This window comes from Nitrosospira briensis (genome assembly GCF_900115125.1).
GTDB lineage: Bacteria > Pseudomonadota > Gammaproteobacteria > Burkholderiales > Nitrosomonadaceae > Nitrosospira > Nitrosospira briensis_A.
The window spans coordinates 446,432-467,928 of sequence record NZ_FOVJ01000002.1 but is presented as its reverse complement, the minus strand read 5'-3'; the positions used below and the strand labels follow the sequence as shown (position 1 = coordinate 467,928).

Genomic DNA, 21,497 nt, shown 5'->3' with positions numbered 1-21,497 from the left:
AGCCGGCAAGGGCAACGAGAGCTCCCACAGCGACGATCCAGGCGGTCCGCCGCCCGAAGGCGGATAAAGGATTCGATGTGTGTTCCAATCCTGAGTCAGCGTTCCTCACGTCTTCACCAGCTTGGGGTGCGTCTGAATGCTCATCAAAATACCAAATCCCAGCAGCATTGTCACCATCGACGTACCGCCGTAGCTGATCAGCGGCAGTGGTACCCCCACCACGGGCAGGATGCCGATGACCATGCCAACGTTGACGAAGATATACGTGAAGAATGTCAACGTGATCGAACCGGCGATCAACCGCGTAAACTGGGTTGAAGCATTGGCCGCGATAACCATGCCGCGACCTATTACGATCAGATATAGAAGTAATAGCAGCGAATTGCCGATCAGCCCGAATTCCTCTGAAAATACTGCAAAGATGAAATCCGTGCTTCTCTCGGGAAGGAAGTCGAGATGAGTCTGGGTACCGCGCTCCCAGCCCTTGCCGAGAACACCGCCGGATCCGATAGCGATGGTGGATTGTATGGTGTGATACCCGGCGCCCAGCGCGTCCTGGGTAGGGTCGATCAGCGTCATGACACGCCGGCGCTGATAATCGTGCATCATCGACCATAGCACCGGCAGGCTTCCCGCTGCAGCAACACCCAATGTAGCCATGATGCGCCATGATAGCCCCGTTAGAAACAGTACATAGAAACCACTGGATGCGATGAGCAGTGCGGTGCCCAGATCTGGCTGGCGCAAGATCAATGCTACCGGCAACGCCAGCAGAAGCGTTGCTACCGCGTAGTCTCGCAGCCGCAAGGCAGCTTCGTGCTTATCGAAATACCATGCCATCATCAGCGGAACCGCTATCTTCATCAATTCGGAAGGCTGAATGCGGGTAACGCCGATATTGAGCCAGCGACGCGCCCCATTGTTGATTTCGCCGAACAGCGCCACGCCCAGCAACAGTACAAGACCCGTCATATATATCGGCAGGGCAATACGCATGATATGCTGCAGCGGGATGTTGGCAATCAGCCACATGATGGCGAGCGCCACAAGCATGTTGATCCCCTGGTTGGTGACACGGCCGAGATTCGCGTCAGTGGCGCTATACAGTGTGAACAGGCCAGTCAACATCAGCAGCAATATTCCGCCCAGCAAAAATCCATCCACATAGCGGGTCAGGTAGTGCCACAAGCGCAAAGGCTCAATCATGCTCGCCTTCCTCATCCTCCTGATCGACCGGCAATGCCGCCGCTTCTTCGGGCAGTTTGCCGAGCAGGTAATAGTCCATCACCAGTCTGGCGATTGGGGCCGCGGCAGAGCCGCCATGCCCACCGTTTTCCACCAGTATCGATAGCGCAATTTTAGGATATTCAGCCGGGGCGTAGCTGATGAACAGCGCGTGATCGCGATGGCGTTCCCGGATCTTGCTTTCGTCGTATTTTTCCCCTTGCTTCATGCCGATCACTTGCGACGTGCCTGTTTTTCCGGCAAAAGAATAGGCGGCGCCCGTACCTGCGAGCGCCGCTGTTCCCCCAGGCTGCGTTACGTCCACAAGCGCGTTCCGCACCACACGTAAATTATCCGGATCAAGATCGAGCGTATATAACGGATGGGTACCGATTTCGCGCACCACCTCGTTATTGTTATTCAGCACCTGCTTTACCAGATGCGGGCGGAACGCGGTACCATTCCCCGCCAGTACTGCCGTGGCAAAAGCCAGTTGCAAGGGCGTGGTAAGGTTGTAACCTTGGCCTATGCCGACGGAGATGGTATCGCCTGCATACCATTTCTGCTTGTGCCGCTTCATTTTCCATTCCTGGGAGGGTAGGAGGCCGGAGGCTTCGCCTTCGATATCGATTCCGGTTTTTTTCCCCAGCCCGAACTGGCTCATGAATTTGAAGATGTTGTCAATGCCGAGGTCGTTGGCAAGCCCGTAATAATATGTATCGCACGACACGACCAGGGATTTGTGCAAATCGACGACACCATGACCGCCGGCTTTCCAGTCGCGGAAGCGGTGCGTACTTCCGGGCAGACTGAAGTATCCGGAATCATTGATGGCGTGTTGAGGCCCGCGTTTTTTTAATTCTAGTCCCGCAAGGGCCATGAACGGTTTAAACGTGGAACCCGGCGGATACAATCCGCGCAGAGCGCGGTTGTTTAGAGGCCTGTCGATGGAAGTATTCAGCAAGTCCCAATTTTCGGAGTCTATGCCGTCGACAAACAGATTGGGATCGAATCCCGGTTTGCTGACAAACGCCAGCACGTCACCAGTGGCAGGTTCGATCGCCACGAGCGCGCCCCGTCGATCCCCAAATGCCTTTTCGGCTACCTCCTGCAGTTTGGCGTCGAGCGAAAGCGTCAGGTTATTGCCCGGTATGGGCGGAGTTCGGGATATCGTCCTGATTACGCGCCCGGCTGCGTCGGTTTCCATTTCCTCGAACCCCGTGATGCCGTGCAACTCCTTTTCGTAGCTTTGCTCAACACCGATTTTACCCATGTATTGAGAGCCGCGATAATTCGCAAGGTCGTCACTGGCCTCCAGTTGCTCCAGATTCTTGTCGTTGATCCGACCAATATAACCCACTACGTGAGCTGCGCTGGCCCCTTTTGGATACTGCCGGAACAACCGCGCCTTGATTTCCACTCCAGGGAAGCGATAGCGGTTAGCTGCGAAACGTGCCACTTCCACATCTGATAAACGGGTTCGGATAGGCAGGCTTTCAAATCTCTTGCTTTCCTCCAGCAGCTTCTTGAAACGCTTGCGGTCTCTCGGCGCGATTTCGACAACAGTGGACAATTCATGGATGAGAGCTTCAAGGTCGCCAGCCTTGCTTGGCACAATTTCGAGGGTGTAAGCCGAGTAGTTATGCGCCAGCACTTCGCCGTTGCGATCAAAGATCAGGCCCCGGTTGGGCACGATGGGCGAAATGGATATCCGGTTGGCTTCCGCCAGGGTGTGATAGTGCTCTCGTTGCGATACCTGCAGGTAAAAGAAACGCGCGAACAACAGCAGGAACAGCAACAGCACGAAGCCGGCGCTGATGGCGAGCCGAAACCTGAAATTATGCTGCTCGCGCAGATGATTACGAAGCTCTACCCTACGATTCATAATGCATCGCTATCGGACCTGGGCTTCTGCGGAATTCTCAACATTGAAGACAGAAACGGCCACAGCAATGTGCCCGTGACACTGGCGAGAAAGAAATCCCATCCCGGGAAATGGGACCCGCCCAGCAATCCCGTCAAAAGTATGATGAGTTGCCCGGCAATCAATATCAACCCTATCTGTGGGGCTTGTTTAGCCAGGCCGAAATTGCTCAAACGCCGGTGAAGCACCAGTGCGGCAAAAGCCATTATAGTATAGGCAAGGGCATGCTGGCCGAATGGGCTGCCATCGCCGATATCCATTAACAGACCCATCGCGAAAGCCGCGCTGATGCCGACCCGCTGCGGCTGGCTGATGCACCAGTAGAGTATGGTCAGTGCGATAAAGTCCGGCCACGAGGCCAGTGCCAGTCCCTGCAGCGGTATCAGATTCAGCAACAGCGCCAGTATCAGGCTGAGAGCAATGAACGAGCGTTTGACCGGTAGCAGAATTTCCTGTTTAGGGTGTTCGGCGAACGCCACCTTTTTCTCGCTTCCTGCTCTCGGGCTCTAGTTCAATCGCATCCGCCGGAATTTCCGTGACGGGCGTCAGCATGGATAGTATCAGCAGTTGCCGGTTATGACCCACCCCGGCAACGGGTGTGCAAGTAACGCGCGCAAAGACATAAGTGGAATTACGTTCAATTCTTGACACAACCGCCACGGGAAGACCGGGGGGATAAACACCATCTATGCCGGAGGTTACCAGCATATCGCCTTCCTGAATATCGGTATTGACCGCTAGATAACGCAATTCCAGCATCGCGTCTTTCCCCATGCCCGATACTACGGAGCGCAGGCCATTGCGCACCACCTGCACCGGTACGGAATGGTCCTTGTCGGTAATGAGCGTGACTTCAGACACAAAGGGATAACCTCGCGTAACCTGCCCTATCACGCCAATATCATCCACCACGACCTGCCCCGGCTGGATTCCGCTTTGGCTGCCTTTGTCGAGTATAACCTTGCGGTTAAAGGGGTCATGCGGGACACGCAGGATTTCAGCCATCACTGCTTTGGTTTCAACCCGCTGTGCAGTTTCCAGAAGCTTGCGCAATTGTGCATTTTCAACCTCCAGCGCCCGTAACTGCTGTAGTTGCCCCCGATCTACAAGATGCTGCTGCTTGAGATTTGCGTTTTCTTCGGCCAGGTCCCCGCTGGAAAAAACCTCGCTTATTCCGTCATAAATCGTTTGTGGCACGTTGGCCAGTTTTTGTAGCGGATAGATTATGGTAGAGAAAGCCTGACGAATTTCGACGAGGTATTTAAACCGGGCATCCACCGCCATCAGCACTAATGACAGCATTACAAAAAAAACCAGCCGCGCCAGCAGACTGGGGCCATGCCTGAAAAACTGCGGGGTCATTTCCATCATTCCGCGGTTTCAGAATGCCCCATTCAAGGTGCGCGGCACAGCAAACCAATCGAGGGTGCAGAAGCAATCAATCACTGGCAAATACACCAACCAATTGATCCATGTTTTCCAGCGCGATGCCCGATCCGCGCACGACGCAGGTTAGCGGGTCTTCCGCAATAATGACGGACAAGCCCGTTTCTTCCATTAACAATCGGTCGATGTCGCGCAGTAATGCCCCGCCGCCCGTAAGCACCATTCCCTTTTCAGCAATGTCCGCGCCCAGTTCCGGCAAGGTATGCTCCAATGCGGATTTGACCGCACTGATAATACTGTTCAGGGGATCGGTCAGTGCTTCAAGGATTTCATTACTGGATATGGTGAAGCTGCGTGGAATCCCTTCCGCTAGATTGCGCCCCTTGACTTCCATTTCCCGTACTTCGGATCCCGGGAAGGCAGACCCTATTTCCTTCTTGATCAGTTCCGCAGTGACTTCCCCAATCAACATACCGTAGTTGCGGCGGATGTAATTGATAATGGCCTCGTCGAATTTGTCCCCGCCAACGCGTACTGAATTCGAATAGACGATCCCGCCCAGCGAAATCACACCGACTTCCGTGGTGCCGCCTCCAATATCTACCACCATCGAACCGGTGGCTTCCTCGACCGGCAGATTGGCCCCAATCGCCGCTGCCATTGGTTCCTCGATCAGTTCCACCTTGCGCGCACCCGCACCGTAGGCTGCTTCGCGAATGGCACGACGTTCCACTTGCGTGGAGCCGTAGGGAACGCAAATGACGATCCGGGGATTGGCTGAAAACAACCGGGGTGGATTCACTTTCTTGATAAAGTGTTTCAGCATCTGTTCGGTAACGGTGAAGTCCGCGATGACGCCGTCCTTCATGGGACGAATTGCCGTGATATTGCCGGGCGTGCGTCCCAGCATCTGCTTGGCCGCCAACCCGACCTGTTGAATGACCTTTTTGCCGTTAGGTCCGCCATCCTGGCGTATTGCCACTACCGAGGGCTCGTTCAGCACAATACCCTGACCGCGAACGTAGATAAGGGTATTGGCCGTCCCCAGATCTATCGCCATATCGGTCGAAAAATAGCCCTTCAATACATTATTGTTTATAAAATTAAGCATGGTTTACGGAATCCGTTGCGGGTGGCGATTAAAAGCGCGTGAAAAGAATCGGGCTATGATACTCTATTAGCTATTTGAATATAAGGGTTATAAAGGATTTCGCAGCCAATGTCCCTGTCTCTGGATGATGTAAAACGTATCGCCAACTTGGCCCGCATCGAGGTTGGCGAGCATGAGGCGCATACCGCGCTGACACAGTTAACGGGCATCTTCAGCCTCATCCAGCAGATGCAGGCAGTCGATACGTCGCCGATAACGCCCATGTCCCACGCTCAGAATGTGATGCAGCGTTTGCGTCCGGATGTCGTCACCGAAACGGATCAGCGCGAATTGTTTCAATCCGTGGCGCCCCAGGTCGAGGCGGGGCTTTACCTGGTGCCGAAAGTTATCGAGTGAGGTCCGGCAAACAAACCTGCCGCGGCTGTTGTTTTCTCCTTCCGCACTTTCTTTCACTATTTGCCTTTTCCTCCGAATCCTCGTGCACAGGTCGTCATGTTGAATTCCAGCCTCAAGCAGCTTTCAGCGCTACTCGCCACAAAAAAAATTTCCAGCGTTGAATTGACCGTTGAATTTCTCAAGCGCTCCAGGGCATTGAACTCAGACTACAATGCTTTCATTACGCTCGATGAAGAGACGAGCCTAGCCCAGGCGCGCGCCGCCGATACGATCGTCGCATCCGGCGAGGCGCAGCCGCTAACCGGTATTCCGATTGCTCAAAAGGACATTTTCTGTACGAGGGGCTGGCTCACGACCTGTGGTTCCAGGATGCTGTCGAATTTCATTTCGCCGTACGACGCCTGCGTGGTCGAGCGCTTCAATTCGGCGGGTGCCGTGAACATCGGCAAGACCAACATGGACGAATTCGCCATGGGGTCCAGCAATGAAACCTCTTTTTACGGGCCGGTAAAAAACCCCTGGGACACCTCGGCCGTGCCGGGCGGCAGCTCGGGTGGTTCTGCATGTGCGGTCGCCGCACGCATGGCCCCTGCCGCGACGGGCACGGATACCGGCGGTTCGATCCGTCAACCGGCGGCCTTATGTGGTATTTCGGGGCTTAAGCCAACTTATGGGCTGGTTTCCCGCTACGGCATGATCGCATTCGCTTCCAGCCTCGATCAGGGCGGGCCAATGGCAAAATCGGCGGAAGACCTTGCCTTGATGCTGAATGTCATGGCTGGATTCGACACCCGGGATTCAACCAGTTTGCAGCGCGAACCGGAAGATTACACGCGCGATCTGGAAAAGCCGCTGGAAGGCCTGCGTATTGGCCTGCCGAAAGAATATTTCGTGAAGGAAATAAATGATGATGTGGCACTTGCAGTGGAAGCCGCCATCGCCGAATATCGCAAGCTTGGCGCAAAAACAGTGGAAGTATCGCTGCCCAATACGAGACTGTCCGTTCCAGTTTATTACGTGCTTGCTCCGGCGGAAGCATCAAGTAATCTTTCCCGTTTCGATGGCGTGCGCTACGGCTACCGTGCGCCGGAATATGCGGACCTCAACGATATGTATCAAAAAAGCCGTGCCCAGGGGTTTGGCGCGGAAGTGAAGCGCCGCATTCTGATCGGCACCTACGTGCTATCGCACGGGTATTACGACGCGTACTACATTCAGGCACAGAAACTGCGCAGGCTGATGGCGCTGGATTTTACCGAGGCGTTCAAGCTGTGTGACATCATCATGGGACCGACTTCGCCTACTGTTGCATTCGACCTGGGGGAGAAAAGCAGCGATCCGGTGCAAATGTACTTATCCGATGCCTACACCATCGCGGTCAACCTTGCCGGTCTGCCCGCCATGTCCATTCCCGCAGGTTTTGGCAAAAATAACAGGCCGGTCGGATTGCAGATCATCGGCAATTATTTTGCAGAAGCGCAAATGCTGAAGGTGGCGCATCAGTATCAGCAGATAACGGACTGGCATATTCGCATGCCAACGTCAGCCGCCCTTTGAACTGGATCTGATCGCCACGGAGATCAGAGGATATGGGATCCGAGGACTGCTTTAGCCTCGGCACCGTCCGTAGCAATTTGTACCACAGAAAGGATTTCGCAATGCAATGGGAAATCGTTATAGGTCTTGAGGTTCACGCGCAGCTTTCGACCCAATCGAAAATATTCTCGGGCGCATCGACTGCATTTGGTGCCGCGCCGAACGCAGAAGCCTGCCCCGTTGATCTCGCCTTGCCGGGCGTCCTGCCGGTATTGAACCGAGGCGCGGTTGAACGCGCGATCAAGCTCGGTCTGGCTGTGGGAGCAAAAATCAATTCGCCATCTGTCTTTGCGCGGAAAAACTATTTCTATCCTGATCTTCCCAAAGGTTATCAGATCAGCCAGTATGAATTGCCCGTGGTTGAAGGCGGCGTTGTCCGGATTCGGTCTGCCCAGGACGGAAAGGAATGCGAGAAAACGATACGGCTTACCCGGGCACATCTGGAGGAAGACGCAGGCAAGTCCTTGCATGAGGATTTTCACGGCATGACAGGCATAGATCTGAATCGCGCCGGGACGCCGCTGCTCGAGATTGTTTCCGAACCGGATATGCGCAGCAGCGCCGAAGCGGTGGCGTATGCCAAAACCCTGCATTCGCTCGTACGGTGGATCGGCATATGCGACGGCAATATGCAGGAAGGTTCCTTCCGCTGCGACGCCAACGTATCCGTTCGACATCAAGGATCGGACAGGCTCGGTACCCGATGCGAAATAAAAAACCTCAACTCGTTTCGTTTTCTTGAGAAGGCCATCGAGTACGAGGCCAGACGCCAGATAGAGATTCTCGAAGATGGCGGGACCATACAGCAGCAAACGCGGCTCTACGATCCCGAAAAGGGCGAAACCCGCGCGATGAGAAGCAAGGAAGATGCGCAGGATTACCGCTATTTTCCCGATCCGGATCTATTGCCCCTCGAAATTTCGGAGGACTGGATTGCGGAAGTAAGGAGCAGACTACCTGAACTGCCAGAAGAAATGCGAATCCGCTTTGAGCGCGACCATGAGCTTTCCGCTTATGACGCATCCGCCCTGACAGCGGATCGGGACATTGCGGAATACTACGAGGCGGTGGCCGGGAAACTTCCATTCGATCACAAGCTTTGCGCGAACTGGGTAATGGGGGACATCTCTGCTTATCTCAATGACGAAGACACTTCTTTCGATAACTGCCCGCTGTCCCCGGCACAACTCGTGCAACTCCTGGTGCGTATCAAGGATGGCACGATCTCCGGGAAAATCGCGAAGGAAGTATTCAGGCAAATGTGGATCAAGGTACGCGAGCAGCCAGTGGCATGGAAGGATCGAGATTCAAAACGGGATGAGAATCTCGCCGACCAGATCATCGAATCTCAGGGATTGAAGCAGATTTCTGATTCCGGTGAACTGGAAAAATTGGTCAATGAAGTGATTGCAGCCAATTCCAGATCGGTTGAAGAATTCAGGTCCGGCAAGGAAAAGGCTTTCAATGCCCTGGTAGGGCAGGTGATGAAAGCTGCCAGGGGCAAAGCCAACCCATCGCAGGTAAACGAAATAATGAGAAAGAAAATAGCCGAATGATCGACTGACCTAAACAGGGATTCCATGAACGCCATCTACTGGTTCCTCGGGGTATTATTTCTCGCCTTGGCGAAAGCCAAGCACGCAATTCATGGTTACACGACTCCAAAGCCCTTCTCGGATATCCAGCGCTGCATCACCTACGACGCGAGCATTGCAGAAACTTGGGTCGAAGAGTTGCGCGGCTTCGGCGAATCCGTCCGCGGGAAGCGTGTGCTGGAACTGGGCCCTGGCTCCGATCTCGGTACAGGGCTATGCCTGTTGTCTCACGGAGCGGCTTCCTATACCGCGTTCGATCGTCATGATCTTGCCGCCGATGTACCATCAGAAATCTATACGGGATTGAATACGCTGATGGGCTCGAACTTCTCGCCCAGCGATCTCAACTATGTCGCGCGCGGGGATTTTAATATGGAGGTATTGCCACAGGCATTCGACCTCGTCGTGAGCAATGCAGCGTTCGAGCACTTCGATGATATTGAACGGACCGCAAGACAGCTATCGAAGGTTGTCACGCCGGGCGCGGTGCTGTGTGCTTTTATCGACTTGCAGACGCACTCGAGGTGGATCCGCGAGGCGGATCCGAACAACATTTATCGCTACCCACGTTGGCTCTATAGGTTGTTTTACTTCCCTGGCCAGCCGAATCGCGTCCGCCCCCATGAGTACAGGCAGGCATTCGAGCGCTGCGGCTGGACCGTTCATATCCATGCAATGCAGACCTTCCACCTCAATGGCCGGACAGTCCACAAGGAGTTTCGCGCTGATCCGCTGCTGAACGCTACGAGTATCGCCCTGCTGGCGCGGATAGCGGGATGACGGTGAGTGCTGTCAAGGCCGAGAGCGAGGCGCACAAATTTACAATGCACCCCCTACAAATTAACGCTGCGGCCGCCATCTACTGAAATGATCTGGCCAGTGATATAGGGCGAGTCCTCAATGAGAAAGGCCACGGTTCTGGCAATATCGTCCGGTTCCCCCGTTCGTTTCAGCAGCGTTCTATTGATAATGTGCTGTCTCGATGCTTCGTCGGCCCATTCGCCTTCTTCAGGCCAAAGAATGGGACCTGGGGAGATGCCGTTCACCCGGACTTCGGGTGCAAGTTCCTGTGCCAACGACCGGGTGAGCGAAGCTAGTCCGCCCTTGGCAGCATTGTATATGACGTATCTTTTCAACGGCCACTCCGCGTGGATATCGACAATATTCACGATGCAGCCATGTTGTTTCCTGAGCGGAAGCGCCGCCGCCTGGGACAGAAACAGTGGGGCCTTCAGGTTGCTGCCGATAAGATCATCCCACATTTGCTCGGTAATTTCCCCCATGGGAGTGGGAAAAAAGCTGGAAGCGTTGTTGACGAGCGCATCGAGTTTTCCAAAACGCTGTATCGTCTCGTCAACCAGATAAGGTAGCCGTGAAGTATCGAGCAGATCGGCTTGCACCAGCGCCACGGAATCTGGCCGGATGCTATCGAGTTCAGCCTGTAAACCCCGCGCCTCTTTTTCCGACTCGCGATAATGCACGACCAGATTAGCGCCGCCTGCATGCAATTTTCGGCACGTGGCTGCGCCTACGCGTCTGGCCCCTCCGGTGACAAGTATCACTTTCCCTTGCATCGCTATCTCCTCTACACTTGCTCCTCGATGCCTGCACATCCATCCACCTTATATTTAGCAGAGTAGCATAGAGCCGATGCAGCCACTACCACCACCGACCCACCTGCCCCAAATGCGCCAAATGCCTGCTGCGAGCGAAGCCGCCCTCCAACACAGCCGCGCCCTAAAGCAGCTGATCCAGGCAGAGCTTGCTGCCGCAGGCGGCTGGATATCATTCGAACGATACATGAGGCTGGTTTTATACGCGCCGGGTATGGGTTATTACAGCGGCGGCGCAGCCAAATTCGGCCAGGAAGGGGATTTCATCACTGCACCCGAAATTTCCGCCCTGTTCGGCCGGGCGCTAGCACAGCAGGCCGCACAGGTGCTTGAGCTTACAGGCGATGGCGGCGATATTCTCGAATTCGGAGCAGGGACAGGCAAACTTGCGCTTGATTTACTGCTTGAACTGGAAAAACTGGGCAATTTGCCAGAGCAGTATTTTATTCTCGAAGTCAGCGCAGAGCTACAAGAGCGGCAGCGGCTGCTGTTTGAAAAAGCCGCGCCGCATCTCGCGTCCCGGTTTGTCTGGCTGGAACACTTGCCTTCGGAATTCACCGGACTGATACTTGCCAACGAGGTGCTGGATGCCATGCCCGCGCATCTGCTTGCTTGCCGCGGCACTGATCTGTTCGAGCGAGGCGTAACGTCCGACAATGACGAATTCCAATGGAGCGACCGTCCGCTCAGGGAAGGAGAGCTTCTGGCGGCGGCACGCGAATTAAATCTCCGTATCGATTCCGATGGCGACTATATCAGTGAAATCAATCTTGATACGCGGCGCTTCATGCGGAGTCTCGGGGATGTATTACGGCGAGGCGTGATTCTGCTGATCGATTATGGCTTCGGCCGGGACGAGTATTATCATCCCCAGCGCAATCGTGGCACTTTGATGTGTCATTACCGCCATCGTGTCCACGACAATCCCTTTTATTTGCCGGGCTTGCAGGATATCACCAGCCATGTCGATTTCAGTGCGATTGCCGATGCGGCGGGAAATGCAGGACTTGAATTGCTGGGTTATACCAGTCAGGCGTACTTCCTTATCAATTGCGGCATAACCGGTATTCTGGCGCAGTCTCCCGCGGAAAATGCAAAGGACTACATGCCGCTGGCAAACCAGGTACAAAAGTTGGTGAGCCCGGCTGAAATGGGCGAATTATTCAAAGTCATTGCGTTCGGCAGGAACGTTCGCCAGCCTCTTGCCGGCTTCGTCAGTGGAGATAAAAGCCGTATGTTGTAGCACCATCCTATCGGCGCTTGCGCGAGAAGATAGGTGACGAAGGGGTTATCCATCCCCCGTCAACGTCCTGCTGCGGCCCCGCCAGGACAGTGCTCGGCTTATTCCTCCGGCGTGCTATGATTTGGATGAGCGTGATAGAAAGGTTTTCAACGTTTTCAACAAAAACTGAGGTGCGGAGAGTTACACCATGACGACTGTAAGACAACTGCTCGAAGGCAAGGGCTACGAAGTTGCAAGCATCGACCCCGACAATTCTGTGTACGATGCAATGCAATTGATGGCCGACAGGAACATTGGCGCATTGTTGGTGCTGCAAGCTGGAAAATTGGCCGGTATTTTTACTGAAAGAGATTATTCTCGCAAGGCATATCTGCTGGATAAATCTGCCAAGGACATCCAGGTAAAGGAAATCATGACCGCGCAAGTGGCGTATGTGAACCCGGATTATACGGCTGAGGATTGCATGGCATTGGTTACCGAGATGCGTGTGCGCCATTTGCCCGTGCTGGACAACAGTGAAGTGGTTGGCATTATCTCCATCGGCGATCTGGTCAAGGATGCTATCTCCGGGAAGGAATTCATCATTCATCAGCTCGAACGTTACATCTATGGGTTTCGCTGATTAAGAGGTGCACGGCGAAGCACTACTGATGACTATTGAGGTATGGCACCAAATATTGGGCTGATAGCGTCCACGCTCCCACCACAAGGAATGAAGCCGCGGCCAGCCAGCGTACTTTTTCCATGCTGATGCGGCCGGCAAGTTCTTTACCCGCCCACACCACCGGTGCGTTTGCGAGCATCATGCCGAGCGTGGTTCCTGATACAACCGCTGCCAGCGCATCATAACGTGCCGCTAATGCGACCGTTGCAACCTGCGTTTTATCCCCCATCTCGGCTAGAAAGAAAGCAATCAGCGTCGTCACAAATACCCCGGCACCAAAAAATTGTGGATCCCCTTCAAGCGTATCGGGTTTGAGCGCCCAAAGACCGCACCCGATGAAAGACAGTCCCACGATCCAGTTGAGAAGCTGGGCAGAGATCAAGCCGGCGAGCCACGCACCAGCCCAGGCAGCCAACGCATGATTAAGTAACGTGGCAGCGAAGATGCCTCCGATAATGGAATAGGGCTGTCGCAGTTTAGCCGCAAGCACCAACGAAAGAAGCTGTGTTTTGTCGCCAATTTCAGCCAGCGCAACCAGAACGGTAGAGGTAAAAAAAGCTTCCAAAATAGGAATGAAGCATAAACGGAACAGAGAATTGTAGCGCGGCTTTGTTGTCTTATACTGCTTCTGACCCGCATGTTTTTTGAAAGAAGCAAATCCGCCCCGTAGCGAACTCGCAGAAAAGTGTGAAGGCCAAGTGATACAAAAAGCCTTTGTAAGTCATAAGGCTAAACTGAAAACTAAGCGGCTGACTGCCGGATTTAGGGTCAACGATCCGGGACATTCTCCACGAGCGTTTTAATCGTTGGTATCCAGTTCGTTTTATTACCTGTAGCGCTCCCCATTTCAAGGGGGTATCAATGGGCTCTACCTTTTGAAGGTTTTAGCGAATAGACTTTTTCGAATGCCCCTCGTTTCAATAAAAGTGGTAAAAGCTGTTTACAGCTTTTTTATTAGCGGATGACCATGAAGCCCACCGATCTTCCACCGGATTTTTCCCTCGAAGCGCTGAGCGTCGACATAAGCGCGGAAGCGAACCAGTGCGTTGCATGCGGCCTTTGCTTGCCGCATTGTCCAACCTATCGCATAACGCAATCGGAAGCTGATTCTCCCCGCGGACGCATTGCCCTGATGAGCGGCGTGGCGGAAAAGCGCATTCCGATGAATGAGCGCTTTGCGCTGCATATGGACCGCTGCCTGACCTGCCGTGCCTGTGAGGCGGCCTGCCCGAACCAGGTGCGTTTCGGGCGCTTGATGGATGGGGCCCGAGCCATGCTGGCGGCGCCGCCGTCCGACCTTCCGAAGGAAAAAACCGGTGCGAGGAAATCCTGGTTCCGTAGATGGGTGGAAAGCCAGTTAATCGCCAAACCGGACCGCATCGACGCGCTACGCCCACTCTTGCGTTTCTATCAGAGAAGAGGTGTGCAAAGTGCTGTGCGCAGATTCGGCTTATTGGGACAAACAAAACTTGGCCTGCTGGAGGCGCAATTGCCGCACATCGCCAAGCCCTGCTCTTTGTCAGCTCAAACGAGCAGTGCCGGGTCATGGCGGCAGCTTTATCCTTCAATCGGCAGACCGCGCGGCGAAGTCGGGCTGTTCCTGGGTTGCGTGGCCAGGCTGACGGACGCTGAGACGCTTAATGCGGCAATATGGGTGCTCAATCATCTGGGTTATGTAGTGCATGTGCCACCTGCGCAGACCTGCTGCGGCGCCTTGCATCAGCATGGGGGTGACATGCAGGCCGCGGCCCGGTTGGCGCATGAGAACAGCATGGCTTTTGACGAGTTGAATCTGGGCGCGATTATCAGCACGGCGTCGGGCTGCGGGGTGCAATTGGCAGAGCATTCCTTCCCTTCAGCATTGCAACAGTCAAGAAACCCCCGGCCTTTACTACAGAAGGCGGAAAAAAACGTTGTCCAGGATTCGTTGCAGGGTAAGCCCGTCAGGAAACTCATGGCGAAGGTTGTGGATATGAGTGCATTTCTAGCGGCTGCTGAAGGATGGGATGACGTGAAGCTCACGCCTTTGACGCACAAAATCCTGGTGCACGAGCCCTGCAGCTTGCGCAATGTGCTGCGCGGCGCAGCGCATCCTTATAGCGTGCTGGAGCGCATCCCCGGCGCTGTTATTGAACCGCTTGAGGGGAATGACCAGTGCTGCGGTGCGGCTGGCACCTATTTTCTCGACCAGCCGGAGATGGCAAGTATACTGCTACGTGATAAAATCAGCGCGCTAAACGTAAGCGGCGCGCGTTATCTCGCCACATCCAACGTAGGGTGCGCCATGCATATTGCGAGCGCATTGCGCGAAGCCGGCTCAGCGATCGAAGTGGTGCATCCGGCGACGCTGATAGCGCGACAGATGGGTATGGGTGCGCAGTCGTAAAAAATATCACCCATATCGTTCCCGCACAGTTTTGTTTTCATTGTTTGCCGAGGGACTTCCATGCCAAATCTGGATAAATTCATCATCGGTTTCGACCATGCATTGCGCACGCTACTGACGCCTGCGCAAACACTGCGGCCAGTTCCAGGGACTCAACTGCCGCAAGTCGAGTTGAATGAGGTGGAGAAACACGAATCCAGCGCGCTGATGCGTGTCAACCACACTGGCGAAATTTGCGCGCAAGCCCTATATCAGGGGCAAGCCCTTACTGCCCGTAACGCGGAAGTGCAGCATACGCTGGCACAAGCGGCGCGCGAGGAAACCGAACATCTTGCCTGGACCGAGCGGCGCATTGCAGAATTGAGTGGCCGCAAGAGTATATTGAATCCCTTATGGTACGGTGGATCGCTTGCCATGGGGGCCTTCGCGGGCATACTCGGCGACAAGTGGAATCTTGGGTTTCTTGCCGAAACAGAACGCCAGGTTACAGCCCACCTGGCTGGGCACTTGAAGCGCTTGCCGCATCACGACGAAAAAAGCCGCGCCATCATCACGCAGATGCAGATCGACGAGGCGGGCCATGCTACCTCGGCCATGGCTCATGGCGGCGTGGAACTGCCTATGCCCGTAAAGATGATGATGAAGCTGGGATCAAAAGTAATGACGGGAACCGCTTACTGGGTTTGAGCGGAAGAGGGTTTAAACGGAAGATCTTGACGAAAAAACTTTCAGGTCTCCACGATCTCGAAGTCATGCGTCAGTTCCGCCGTTTTTCCCAGCATGATAGAGGCTGAGCAATATTTTTCCGCAGAAAGGTTGATAGCCCGTTCCACCTGCTGCGGATTCAGCTTCTTTCCGCTCAGGATAAAATGGAAATGAATGCGGGTGAATACCTTAGGTTCTTCCCCAGCTCGCTCCGCTTCGATTTCCACTACGCAATCGCTGATGTCCTGGCGGCTCTTTTGCAGAATCAGCACGACGTCAAAAGCGGTGCAACCGCCGGTACCCATCAACAACATTTCCATTGGGCGCGGTCCCAGGTTTTTGCCGCCCGCTTCCGGCGGGCCGTCCATCAGCACCGAATGTCCGCTACCGGATTCGGCTAGAAAACTCATTCCATCCTTCCATTCGATTCGCGTTTTCATATTATTTCCATCTTGTTTTAATCCGTTCTGCTCAATTAAATGGCCTGTGAAGGAGGAAGAAGTCACATAGCTGGTGAGATCAAATCCATGGATCCGCTAGAGGTCAGTCAAACTGAGCGTCTTGCAGGCATAATCCGATACCACATCATGCCGATCACTTCATGGAAGAATAAATTGCTCCTTTGCAGCGCGCCCGCCGTGGGAATGAAAGCGAATATATCCGTTTTATACCGTGTGGTATACGCCGTAGCAGCAGGCATGACTTCAAACCCGGCCCGTTCGAATTCCCTTTTCGCTCTTGGCATGTGCCAGGCATGAGTGACAAGCGCAATACGGTTGATCCCATCCTTTTTCAATATCGCGAAACTATTGTAGGCGTTTTCGTGAGTGTTGCCCGCGGCGTCTTCTATCCACTTGACCGGAATCTGAAACTCATCCTCGAGCACAGTCCTCATTTGCGTCGCTTCAGAAGAGCCGCTGCCAACGGGGGCGCCGCCAGTCGCCAGCATGGGTTTGCCCGTGATACGGTGCAGTTGTGCCGCATATCGGATGCGCTCCAGAGTGTATCGGCCTACGGTATGATTCCCGTATTCGGGAGCATCGTAGTACGTACCGCCACCGAGCACGACGATGGCCTGTGCATTATTTAAATCGTAGCGTTCGGGCGGTGTCTCCAGTTCTTGCAGGAGGGTGTCGGCGGCCAGTGGAGTGGACAGTAGATAAAGCAGAGCCAGCGTAGCGGCGAGCAACCCTTTGCCCAATCCCGGTCGCCTCTTCAGAAGCAGAATCCCTGTAGCGCCCAACAGGATGAGATTTAATGGCGGGAGCAGAAATGCGCTTATCAGGTTAGTGGCAAACCAGTCCATGATTCAACTTGGAATGAGTTCGCAAAACTCTTTTGTTATTAGGATTATTACGGGAAAATAAAAAAGCCGGCGCGTTGTTGCGTCGGCTTTCTTCTAAATTAAACCCGGCTTACTTGAGCGACAGAATCCATTCCACCAGTTTCTTGGCATCAGCATCGCTGACCTTTGCATTGGGGGGCATGGGAACGGGTCCCCAAACGCCTTGACTTCCCTTTTGCACCTTTACCGCAAGCTTGTCCACAGCGCCTGCATCGCCCTTATACTTGGCCGCAATATCCTTGAGTGCGGGTCCGACTAACTTTTTGTCAGCGGTATGACAGTTCATGCAACCGCTGCTTTTTGCCAGATCCGCGTTCGCCTGCGCCGTACCTACCATCAAAAGCGCCGATGCCGCAGCTATTCCCATCCAGACAGCTTTCATACTTTCTCCTTTTATCCGTTAATTTATAGAAAGGGGACCTATCTTACCTTGAATTTCGCAGAAACGCAGCAATTCCAGCAAGTCAGAGATCTCCGGCAGGCATTTAACGCCTTGGCATACCCAGGCGTTGACAGCGTTATTCTCAGGTGCTGCTTTACTCAGACTCGGCGGCAGGCCTACAAGTTCCAGCGGCAAGGCAAACACAAGGGTACGGGGGGAACAATACCGCAGCGCATTCTTCCATTCCGCCAAGGCATTCGTGTCTCCCCGGAGGATGATGATTTGCGGTGGCGTCAGCGATTGTTCCAGCGCCGTCAGCATGCTGCAGCAGGAGCCGGTATAGCGTGATATGGTGGGATAGAACAACCCCAGGGTGCGCTCCGCGGCTTCCAGATAACGGAATTCGCCCAGCAAATGCCCCAGCCGTTGCAGAGCATATGCTGTCACGCCGTTTCCCGAAGGTGTGGCATTGTCCTGGCTGGGCTTGGGGCGGTGAATCAGCTTTTCGTGATCATGGCTGGTAAAGAAAAAACCTCCAGCTTGTTTGTCTTCGAATTGCTCCAGCAATACATCGGCCAGCGCAACGGCAAAATCCAGGTCATCCTGGCGAAACTCGGCCTGCATCAGTTCCAGTAAACCGTCCAGCAGAAATGCATGATCGTCGAGATATGCGTTGAGATGCGCAGTCCCGTCCTTGTAAGTTGCCAACAGGCGGCCATTCTTCCATAAGGTCGAGCGGATGAAGTCCACAGCGAGAGCAGCCGATTTTACCCATTCCTCGCGAGCGAACACACGGCCTGCCCGCGCCATTCCCCTGATCGTGAGCCCGTTCCAGCTGGTAAGGATTTTTTCATCGCGGCCCGGATGCACACGCATTTCGCGCGCAGCGAAAAGTTTATTGCGGGCCGAGGCGAGTTTTTCCCGGGCTTCTTCCACACTGATATCGCTATCCTTCGCGATCTTCTCAAGTGAGTCGGCAATAAGCAGATTCCAGTGCCGCTGTTCGAAATTCGCGCTATGCACCAGTCCGTAGTGTGGTGCAATAATCGCGTATTCTTCCGGCAACAGAACCTGCGCCACCTGGCTGCGATCCCATACATAGAATTTGCCTTCCTCGTTTTCCGAATCGGCATCCAGGGTGGAATAGTAGCCGCCCTCTGTTTCGCTTCTTCCCTGCGGCTGCATTTCACGCATCACCCAGGCAGCTGTTTCTTCCACCACCTGCTGAAATAAAGGGTTTCCGGAAGCGATCCAGGCATCCGCATAAAGCCGTAGCAGTGGCCCGTTGTCATAAAGCATTTTCTCGAAATGCGGAATATGCCAGTACGAATCCGTGCTGTAACGGCAGAAGCCGCCGCCCAGTTGGTCATAGATGCCGCCTTCCGCCATTTTTTGCAGGGTGTAGGTCGCCATATGCAAGGCTTCGCCATTCTCTGTCGCGAAGTGGCGGCGCAAGCAAAATTCCAGTTCCGTTGGGTGCAGGAACTTTGGCGCATCACCAAAACCGCCATTTACCGGATCGAACCGGTTTCCCAACTCCGCAAGCGCCTCATCAAGTGCTTGCTCCGAAAATTCCGGCACTGACGAGCCCTTTGATGGCAACATGTTGGCGAACGACTTCAGCAGTGAGGCGCTCTGGCGCTCGATATCCGCACCGCGAATATGATAAGTGTCGGCCACGCGCGGCAATAAATCGAGAAAACCCGGCATGCCATGACGCGGTTTCTTGGGGAAATACGTTCCGCCGAAGAACGGTTTCTGATCAGGCGTTAAAAACAGGGTCAGCGGCCAGCCGCCGCTACGTTGGGTCAGCATGTAAAGCGCCATCTGATAAATCTGATCGATATCGGGGCGTTCCTCGCGATCTACCTTGATATTGACGAAGTCCCGGTTCATCGCCGCCGCCACCTCCGCGTCTTCAAAACTTTCATGCGCCATCACGTGGCACCAGTGGCAGGCCGAGTAGCCGACGGATAGCAGTATGGGCCTGTCCTCCGCGCGAGCTCTCGCCAGCGCTTCTTCTCCCCATGGATACCAGTCCACCGGATTGTCTACATGCTGAAGCAGGTAAGGGCTGGTTTCATTGGCGAGATGATTGGGCATATGGTGGCCGCGCGGAGTGCCAGGTTTAATCGGTTATTGCACCGCGGCTCGCGCTTGAGACCGATTTTGCGTATTTTGCGAGCACCCCCCGGGTATAGCGGGCATGGGGCGCTTTCCATTCTGCTCTTCGCCGTGCCAGTTCGTCTCCTGGAACATTCAGCTGTAGCAGCCGTTGCTCGGCGTCAATGGTTATTGAATCTCCTTCATGCACGAGGGCAATCGTGCCGCCTACGAAAGCTTCGGGTGCGACGTGTCCAACCACCATGCCATAGGTGCCCCCGGAGAAGCGGCCATCCGTGATGAGTCCTACCGAATCCCCAAGTCCTTCTCCAATAAGAGCGGAAGTGGGAGAAAGCATTTCTCGCATACCGGGTCCGCCTTTCGGTCCCTCATAGCGTATCACGACCACGTCACCCGGCTGGATTTCGCGCGCAAGAATAGCGGCCATGCAGTTTTCTTCCGATTCAAATACTCTTGCCGGGCCGGTTATTTTTGGCGTTTTTACGCCGGTGATTTTGGCCACGCACCCTTCGGTCGCGAGATTTCCCTTGAGTATGGCGAGATGCCCCTGCGCATACATCGGGTTTTCCCATTGCCGGATGACATCCTGATCGGTGCGCGGCGTAGAGGGAATATCGGCTAATAATTCCGCCACTGTCGCGCCGCTTATGGTCATGCAGTCCCCATGCAACAGGCCGTGTTCAAGTAGCATTTTCATTACCTGCGGAATCCCCCCCGCTTTATGCAGGTCGGTAGCCACATATCGGCCCGAGGGTTTCAGGTCGCACAGCACCGGCACCTTGCCGCGCATCCGTTCGAAATCGTCGATGGTCAATGTCACTTCCGCCGAATGAGCAATAGCCAGAAAGTGCAGGACGGCGTTGGTTGAGCCACCGACGGCCATGATGACGGAAATCGCATTTTCTATGGACTTTCTGGTGATGATGTCGCGAGGGCGAATCTGTTTCCTTATGGCATCAACCAGGACTTCCGCGGAACGGGCTGCGCTCGTACGTTTTTCGTCATCCTCCGCGGCCATGGTGGAAGAGTAAGGCAGGCTCATTCCCATCGCCTCGAATGCCGAGGACATGGTGTTGGCGGTAAACATACCTCCACAGGAACCGGCGCCTGGACAGGCATGTCGTTCCACTTCGAGCAATTCTTTCTCATCTATCTTATGCGACGTATATTGTCCGACCGCTTCGAAAGCGCTGACAATGGTCAGGTCTCTTCCCCTGTAGTGGCCGGGCTTGATGGTGCCGCCATAAACAAAAATGGCCGGAACGTTCATGCGCGCCATCGCGATCATTGCCCCGGGCATGTTCTTGTCGCAACCGCCGATTGCAATTACGCCATCCATGCTTTCCGCCTGTACCGCCGTCTCGATCGAATCCGCAATAACCTCGCGCGATACCAGGGAGTATTTCATGCCTTCCGTGCCCATGGAAATGCCGTCGGATACGGTAATGGTGCCGAACATTTGCGGCATTGCTCCCGATTCTTTCAACGCGTGCTCGGCGGTCAATGCCAATTCGTTCAATCCCTTGTTGCAGGGAGTAATGGTGGAAAAGCCGTTGGCTACGCCGACAATGGGTTTTTCGAAATCCTTGTCGCTGAAACCTACCGCCCGCAGCATGGCGCGGTTGGGTGTGCGCTGTGCGCCCTGTGTAATGGCGCGGCTGCGTTGGTTATCTGGCATAAATGCTCCTTGATGTTGAAAGACTTCAAGACCCAACGATCATCTTCGGTTGCGGGGTCGCGAGAAAATAGTGGACGACGCTGTTTAACGGAATCGTCCATGGAAAAAAGTGGAGATCAATGGAT

The 21,497-nt window shown here is 54.5% G+C and carries 20 protein-coding genes; 8 read left to right on the top strand and 12 right to left on the bottom strand.

The features are described 5' to 3' along the window. Positions 1–105: 105 nt before the first annotated feature. The 5 genes from rodA to BMZ14_RS07440 form a co-directional block, all read right to left on the bottom strand. Entirely contained in the window at positions 106–1,206 is a 1,101-nt protein-coding gene (rodA, locus tag BMZ14_RS07460; RefSeq protein WP_074796269.1) for a rod shape-determining protein RodA, read from the bottom strand. Next, positions 1,199–3,109: a penicillin-binding protein 2 gene (mrdA, locus tag BMZ14_RS07455; RefSeq protein ID WP_074796267.1), complete on the bottom strand. Its 1,911-nt coding sequence runs from the start codon at positions 3,107–3,109 to the stop codon at positions 1,199–1,201. Before mrdA ends, rodA begins: the two co-directional genes overlap by 8 nt. Beyond that, the gene (mreD, locus tag BMZ14_RS07450; RefSeq protein ID WP_074796265.1) at positions 3,106–3,627 is read right to left on the bottom strand and encodes a rod shape-determining protein MreD; all 522 of its coding nucleotides are present in this window, start codon (positions 3,625–3,627) and stop codon (positions 3,106–3,108) included. The genes mrdA and mreD overlap by 4 nt, the downstream gene beginning before the upstream one ends. After that, positions 3,605–4,519 carry a rod shape-determining protein MreC gene (gene mreC / locus BMZ14_RS07445; RefSeq protein ID WP_371265639.1) on the bottom strand — a complete coding sequence of 305 codons (915 nt, stop codon included), beginning with the start codon at positions 4,517–4,519 and terminating at the stop codon, positions 3,605–3,607. Before mreC ends, mreD begins: the two co-directional genes overlap by 23 nt. Positions 4,520–4,586: 67 nt before the next feature. Continuing rightward, positions 4,587–5,645 carry a rod shape-determining protein gene (locus BMZ14_RS07440; RefSeq protein ID WP_074796263.1) on the bottom strand — a complete coding sequence of 353 codons (1,059 nt, stop codon included), beginning with the start codon at positions 5,643–5,645 and terminating at the stop codon, positions 4,587–4,589. Positions 5,646–5,753: 108 nt separating this feature from the next. Here BMZ14_RS07440 and gatC point away from each other — a divergent pair, with 108 nt between their 5' ends. From gatC to BMZ14_RS07420, 4 genes are all read left to right on the top strand, one after another. Further along, positions 5,754–6,041, top strand: a complete 288-nt coding sequence (gene gatC, locus BMZ14_RS07435) for an Asp-tRNA(Asn)/Glu-tRNA(Gln) amidotransferase subunit GatC (RefSeq protein ID WP_074796261.1) — start codon at positions 5,754–5,756, stop codon at positions 6,039–6,041. Between the two features lie 96 nt (positions 6,042–6,137). Continuing rightward, positions 6,138–7,598 (top strand): Asp-tRNA(Asn)/Glu-tRNA(Gln) amidotransferase subunit GatA, encoded by a 1,461-nt coding sequence (gene gatA, locus BMZ14_RS07430; RefSeq protein ID WP_074796259.1) that lies wholly within the window; start codon positions 6,138–6,140, stop codon positions 7,596–7,598. Between the two features lie 101 nt (positions 7,599–7,699). After that, positions 7,700–9,193 (top strand): Asp-tRNA(Asn)/Glu-tRNA(Gln) amidotransferase subunit GatB, encoded by a 1,494-nt coding sequence (gatB, locus tag BMZ14_RS07425; protein ID WP_074796565.1) that lies wholly within the window; start codon positions 7,700–7,702, stop codon positions 9,191–9,193. Positions 9,194–9,217: 24 nt separating this feature from the next. Continuing rightward, positions 9,218–10,012 carry a class I SAM-dependent methyltransferase gene (locus BMZ14_RS07420; protein WP_074796257.1) on the top strand — a complete coding sequence of 265 codons (795 nt, stop codon included), beginning with the start codon at positions 9,218–9,220 and terminating at the stop codon, positions 10,010–10,012. A gap of 53 nt (positions 10,013–10,065) precedes the next feature. Here BMZ14_RS07420 and BMZ14_RS07415 read toward each other — a convergent pair whose 3' ends face one another. Then, positions 10,066–10,806 carry a pteridine reductase gene (locus tag BMZ14_RS07415; protein ID WP_074796255.1) on the bottom strand — a complete coding sequence of 247 codons (741 nt, stop codon included), beginning with the start codon at positions 10,804–10,806 and terminating at the stop codon, positions 10,066–10,068. 112 nt (positions 10,807–10,918) lie between these two features. Between BMZ14_RS07415 and BMZ14_RS07410 the strand changes: the two genes are divergently transcribed. Beyond that, complete coding sequence (locus BMZ14_RS07410; RefSeq protein WP_074796253.1) at positions 10,919–12,088, top strand: class I SAM-dependent methyltransferase; 1,170 nt, start codon at positions 10,919–10,921, stop codon at positions 12,086–12,088. Positions 12,089–12,275: 187 nt separating this feature from the next. Further along, on the top strand, positions 12,276–12,710 hold the full coding sequence (locus BMZ14_RS07405) for a CBS domain-containing protein (RefSeq protein ID WP_074796251.1): 435 nt from the start codon (positions 12,276–12,278) through the stop codon (positions 12,708–12,710). A gap of 22 nt (positions 12,711–12,732) precedes the next feature. Here the strand turns inward: BMZ14_RS07405 and BMZ14_RS07400 are convergent, their stop codons facing one another. Next, positions 12,733–13,317, bottom strand: a complete 585-nt coding sequence (locus tag BMZ14_RS07400; protein ID WP_074796249.1) for a TMEM165/GDT1 family protein — start codon at positions 13,315–13,317, stop codon at positions 12,733–12,735. A 402-nt stretch (positions 13,318–13,719) separates the two neighbouring features. Here BMZ14_RS07400 and BMZ14_RS07395 point away from each other — a divergent pair, with 402 nt between their 5' ends. Beyond that, a complete protein-coding gene (locus BMZ14_RS07395; protein WP_074796247.1) occupies positions 13,720–15,138 on the top strand; it encodes a (Fe-S)-binding protein in 1,419 nt (472 codons plus the stop codon). Positions 15,139–15,198: 60 nt separating this feature from the next. After that, positions 15,199–15,825, top strand: a complete 627-nt coding sequence (gene coq7 / locus BMZ14_RS07390; protein WP_074796245.1) for a 2-polyprenyl-3-methyl-6-methoxy-1,4-benzoquinone monooxygenase — start codon at positions 15,199–15,201, stop codon at positions 15,823–15,825. A 41-nt stretch (positions 15,826–15,866) separates the two neighbouring features. Here the strand turns inward: coq7 and BMZ14_RS07385 are convergent, their stop codons facing one another. From BMZ14_RS07385 to ilvD, 5 genes are all read right to left on the bottom strand, one after another. Continuing rightward, complete coding sequence (locus BMZ14_RS07385) at positions 15,867–16,283, bottom strand: OsmC family protein (protein ID WP_074796243.1); 417 nt, start codon at positions 16,281–16,283, stop codon at positions 15,867–15,869. Positions 16,284–16,390: 107 nt separating this feature from the next. Further along, positions 16,391–17,149, bottom strand: a complete 759-nt coding sequence (locus tag BMZ14_RS07380) for a YdcF family protein (protein ID WP_074796241.1) — start codon at positions 17,147–17,149, stop codon at positions 16,391–16,393. Between the two features lie 109 nt (positions 17,150–17,258). Then, positions 17,259–17,570, bottom strand: coding sequence for a c-type cytochrome (locus BMZ14_RS07375; RefSeq protein WP_074796239.1), 312 nt, complete (start codon positions 17,568–17,570; stop codon positions 17,259–17,261). An 18-nt stretch (positions 17,571–17,588) separates the two neighbouring features. Next, positions 17,589–19,673, bottom strand: coding sequence for a thioredoxin domain-containing protein (locus BMZ14_RS07370; RefSeq protein ID WP_074796237.1), 2,085 nt, complete (start codon positions 19,671–19,673; stop codon positions 17,589–17,591). Positions 19,674–19,698: 25 nt separating this feature from the next. Then, a complete protein-coding gene (ilvD, locus tag BMZ14_RS07365) occupies positions 19,699–21,372 on the bottom strand; it encodes a dihydroxy-acid dehydratase (RefSeq protein WP_074796235.1) in 1,674 nt (557 codons plus the stop codon). Between the last annotated feature and the right edge of the window lie 125 nt (positions 21,373–21,497).

What these genes read in the sequence shown, in the direction of transcription:
- rodA (WP_074796269.1), bottom strand. Translation starts at nt 1,206, where the DNA reads ATGATTGAGCCTTTGCGCTTGTGGCACTACCTGACCCGCTATGTGGAT.
- mrdA (WP_074796267.1), bottom strand. Translation starts at nt 3,109, where the DNA reads ATGAATCGTAGGGTAGAGCTTCGTAATCATCTGCGCGAGCAGCATAAT.
- mreC (WP_371265639.1), bottom strand. Translation starts at nt 4,519, where the DNA reads ATGATGGAAATGACCCCGCAGTTTTTCAGGCATGGCCCCAGTCTGCTG.
- BMZ14_RS07440 (WP_074796263.1), bottom strand. Translation starts at nt 5,645, where the DNA reads ATGCTTAATTTTATAAACAATAATGTATTGAAGGGCTATTTTTCGACC.
- gatC (WP_074796261.1), top strand. Translation starts at nt 5,754, where the DNA reads ATGTCCCTGTCTCTGGATGATGTAAAACGTATCGCCAACTTGGCCCGC.
- gatA (WP_074796259.1), top strand. Translation starts at nt 6,138, where the DNA reads ATGTTGAATTCCAGCCTCAAGCAGCTTTCAGCGCTACTCGCCACAAAA.
- gatB (WP_074796565.1), top strand. Translation starts at nt 7,700, where the DNA reads ATGCAATGGGAAATCGTTATAGGTCTTGAGGTTCACGCGCAGCTTTCG.
- BMZ14_RS07420 (WP_074796257.1), top strand. Translation starts at nt 9,218, where the DNA reads ATGAACGCCATCTACTGGTTCCTCGGGGTATTATTTCTCGCCTTGGCG.
- BMZ14_RS07415 (WP_074796255.1), bottom strand. Translation starts at nt 10,806, where the DNA reads ATGCAAGGGAAAGTGATACTTGTCACCGGAGGGGCCAGACGCGTAGGC.
- BMZ14_RS07410 (WP_074796253.1), top strand. Translation starts at nt 10,919, where the DNA reads ATGCGCCAAATGCCTGCTGCGAGCGAAGCCGCCCTCCAACACAGCCGC.
- BMZ14_RS07405 (WP_074796251.1), top strand. Translation starts at nt 12,276, where the DNA reads ATGACGACTGTAAGACAACTGCTCGAAGGCAAGGGCTACGAAGTTGCA.
- BMZ14_RS07395 (WP_074796247.1), top strand. Translation starts at nt 13,720, where the DNA reads ATGAAGCCCACCGATCTTCCACCGGATTTTTCCCTCGAAGCGCTGAGC.
- coq7 (WP_074796245.1), top strand. Translation starts at nt 15,199, where the DNA reads ATGCCAAATCTGGATAAATTCATCATCGGTTTCGACCATGCATTGCGC.
- BMZ14_RS07385 (WP_074796243.1), bottom strand. Translation starts at nt 16,283, where the DNA reads ATGAAAACGCGAATCGAATGGAAGGATGGAATGAGTTTTCTAGCCGAA.
- BMZ14_RS07380 (WP_074796241.1), bottom strand. Translation starts at nt 17,149, where the DNA reads ATGGACTGGTTTGCCACTAACCTGATAAGCGCATTTCTGCTCCCGCCA.
- BMZ14_RS07375 (WP_074796239.1), bottom strand. Translation starts at nt 17,570, where the DNA reads ATGAAAGCTGTCTGGATGGGAATAGCTGCGGCATCGGCGCTTTTGATG.
- BMZ14_RS07370 (WP_074796237.1), bottom strand. Translation starts at nt 19,673, where the DNA reads ATGCCCAATCATCTCGCCAATGAAACCAGCCCTTACCTGCTTCAGCAT.
- ilvD (WP_074796235.1), bottom strand. Translation starts at nt 21,372, where the DNA reads ATGCCAGATAACCAACGCAGCCGCGCCATTACACAGGGCGCACAGCGC.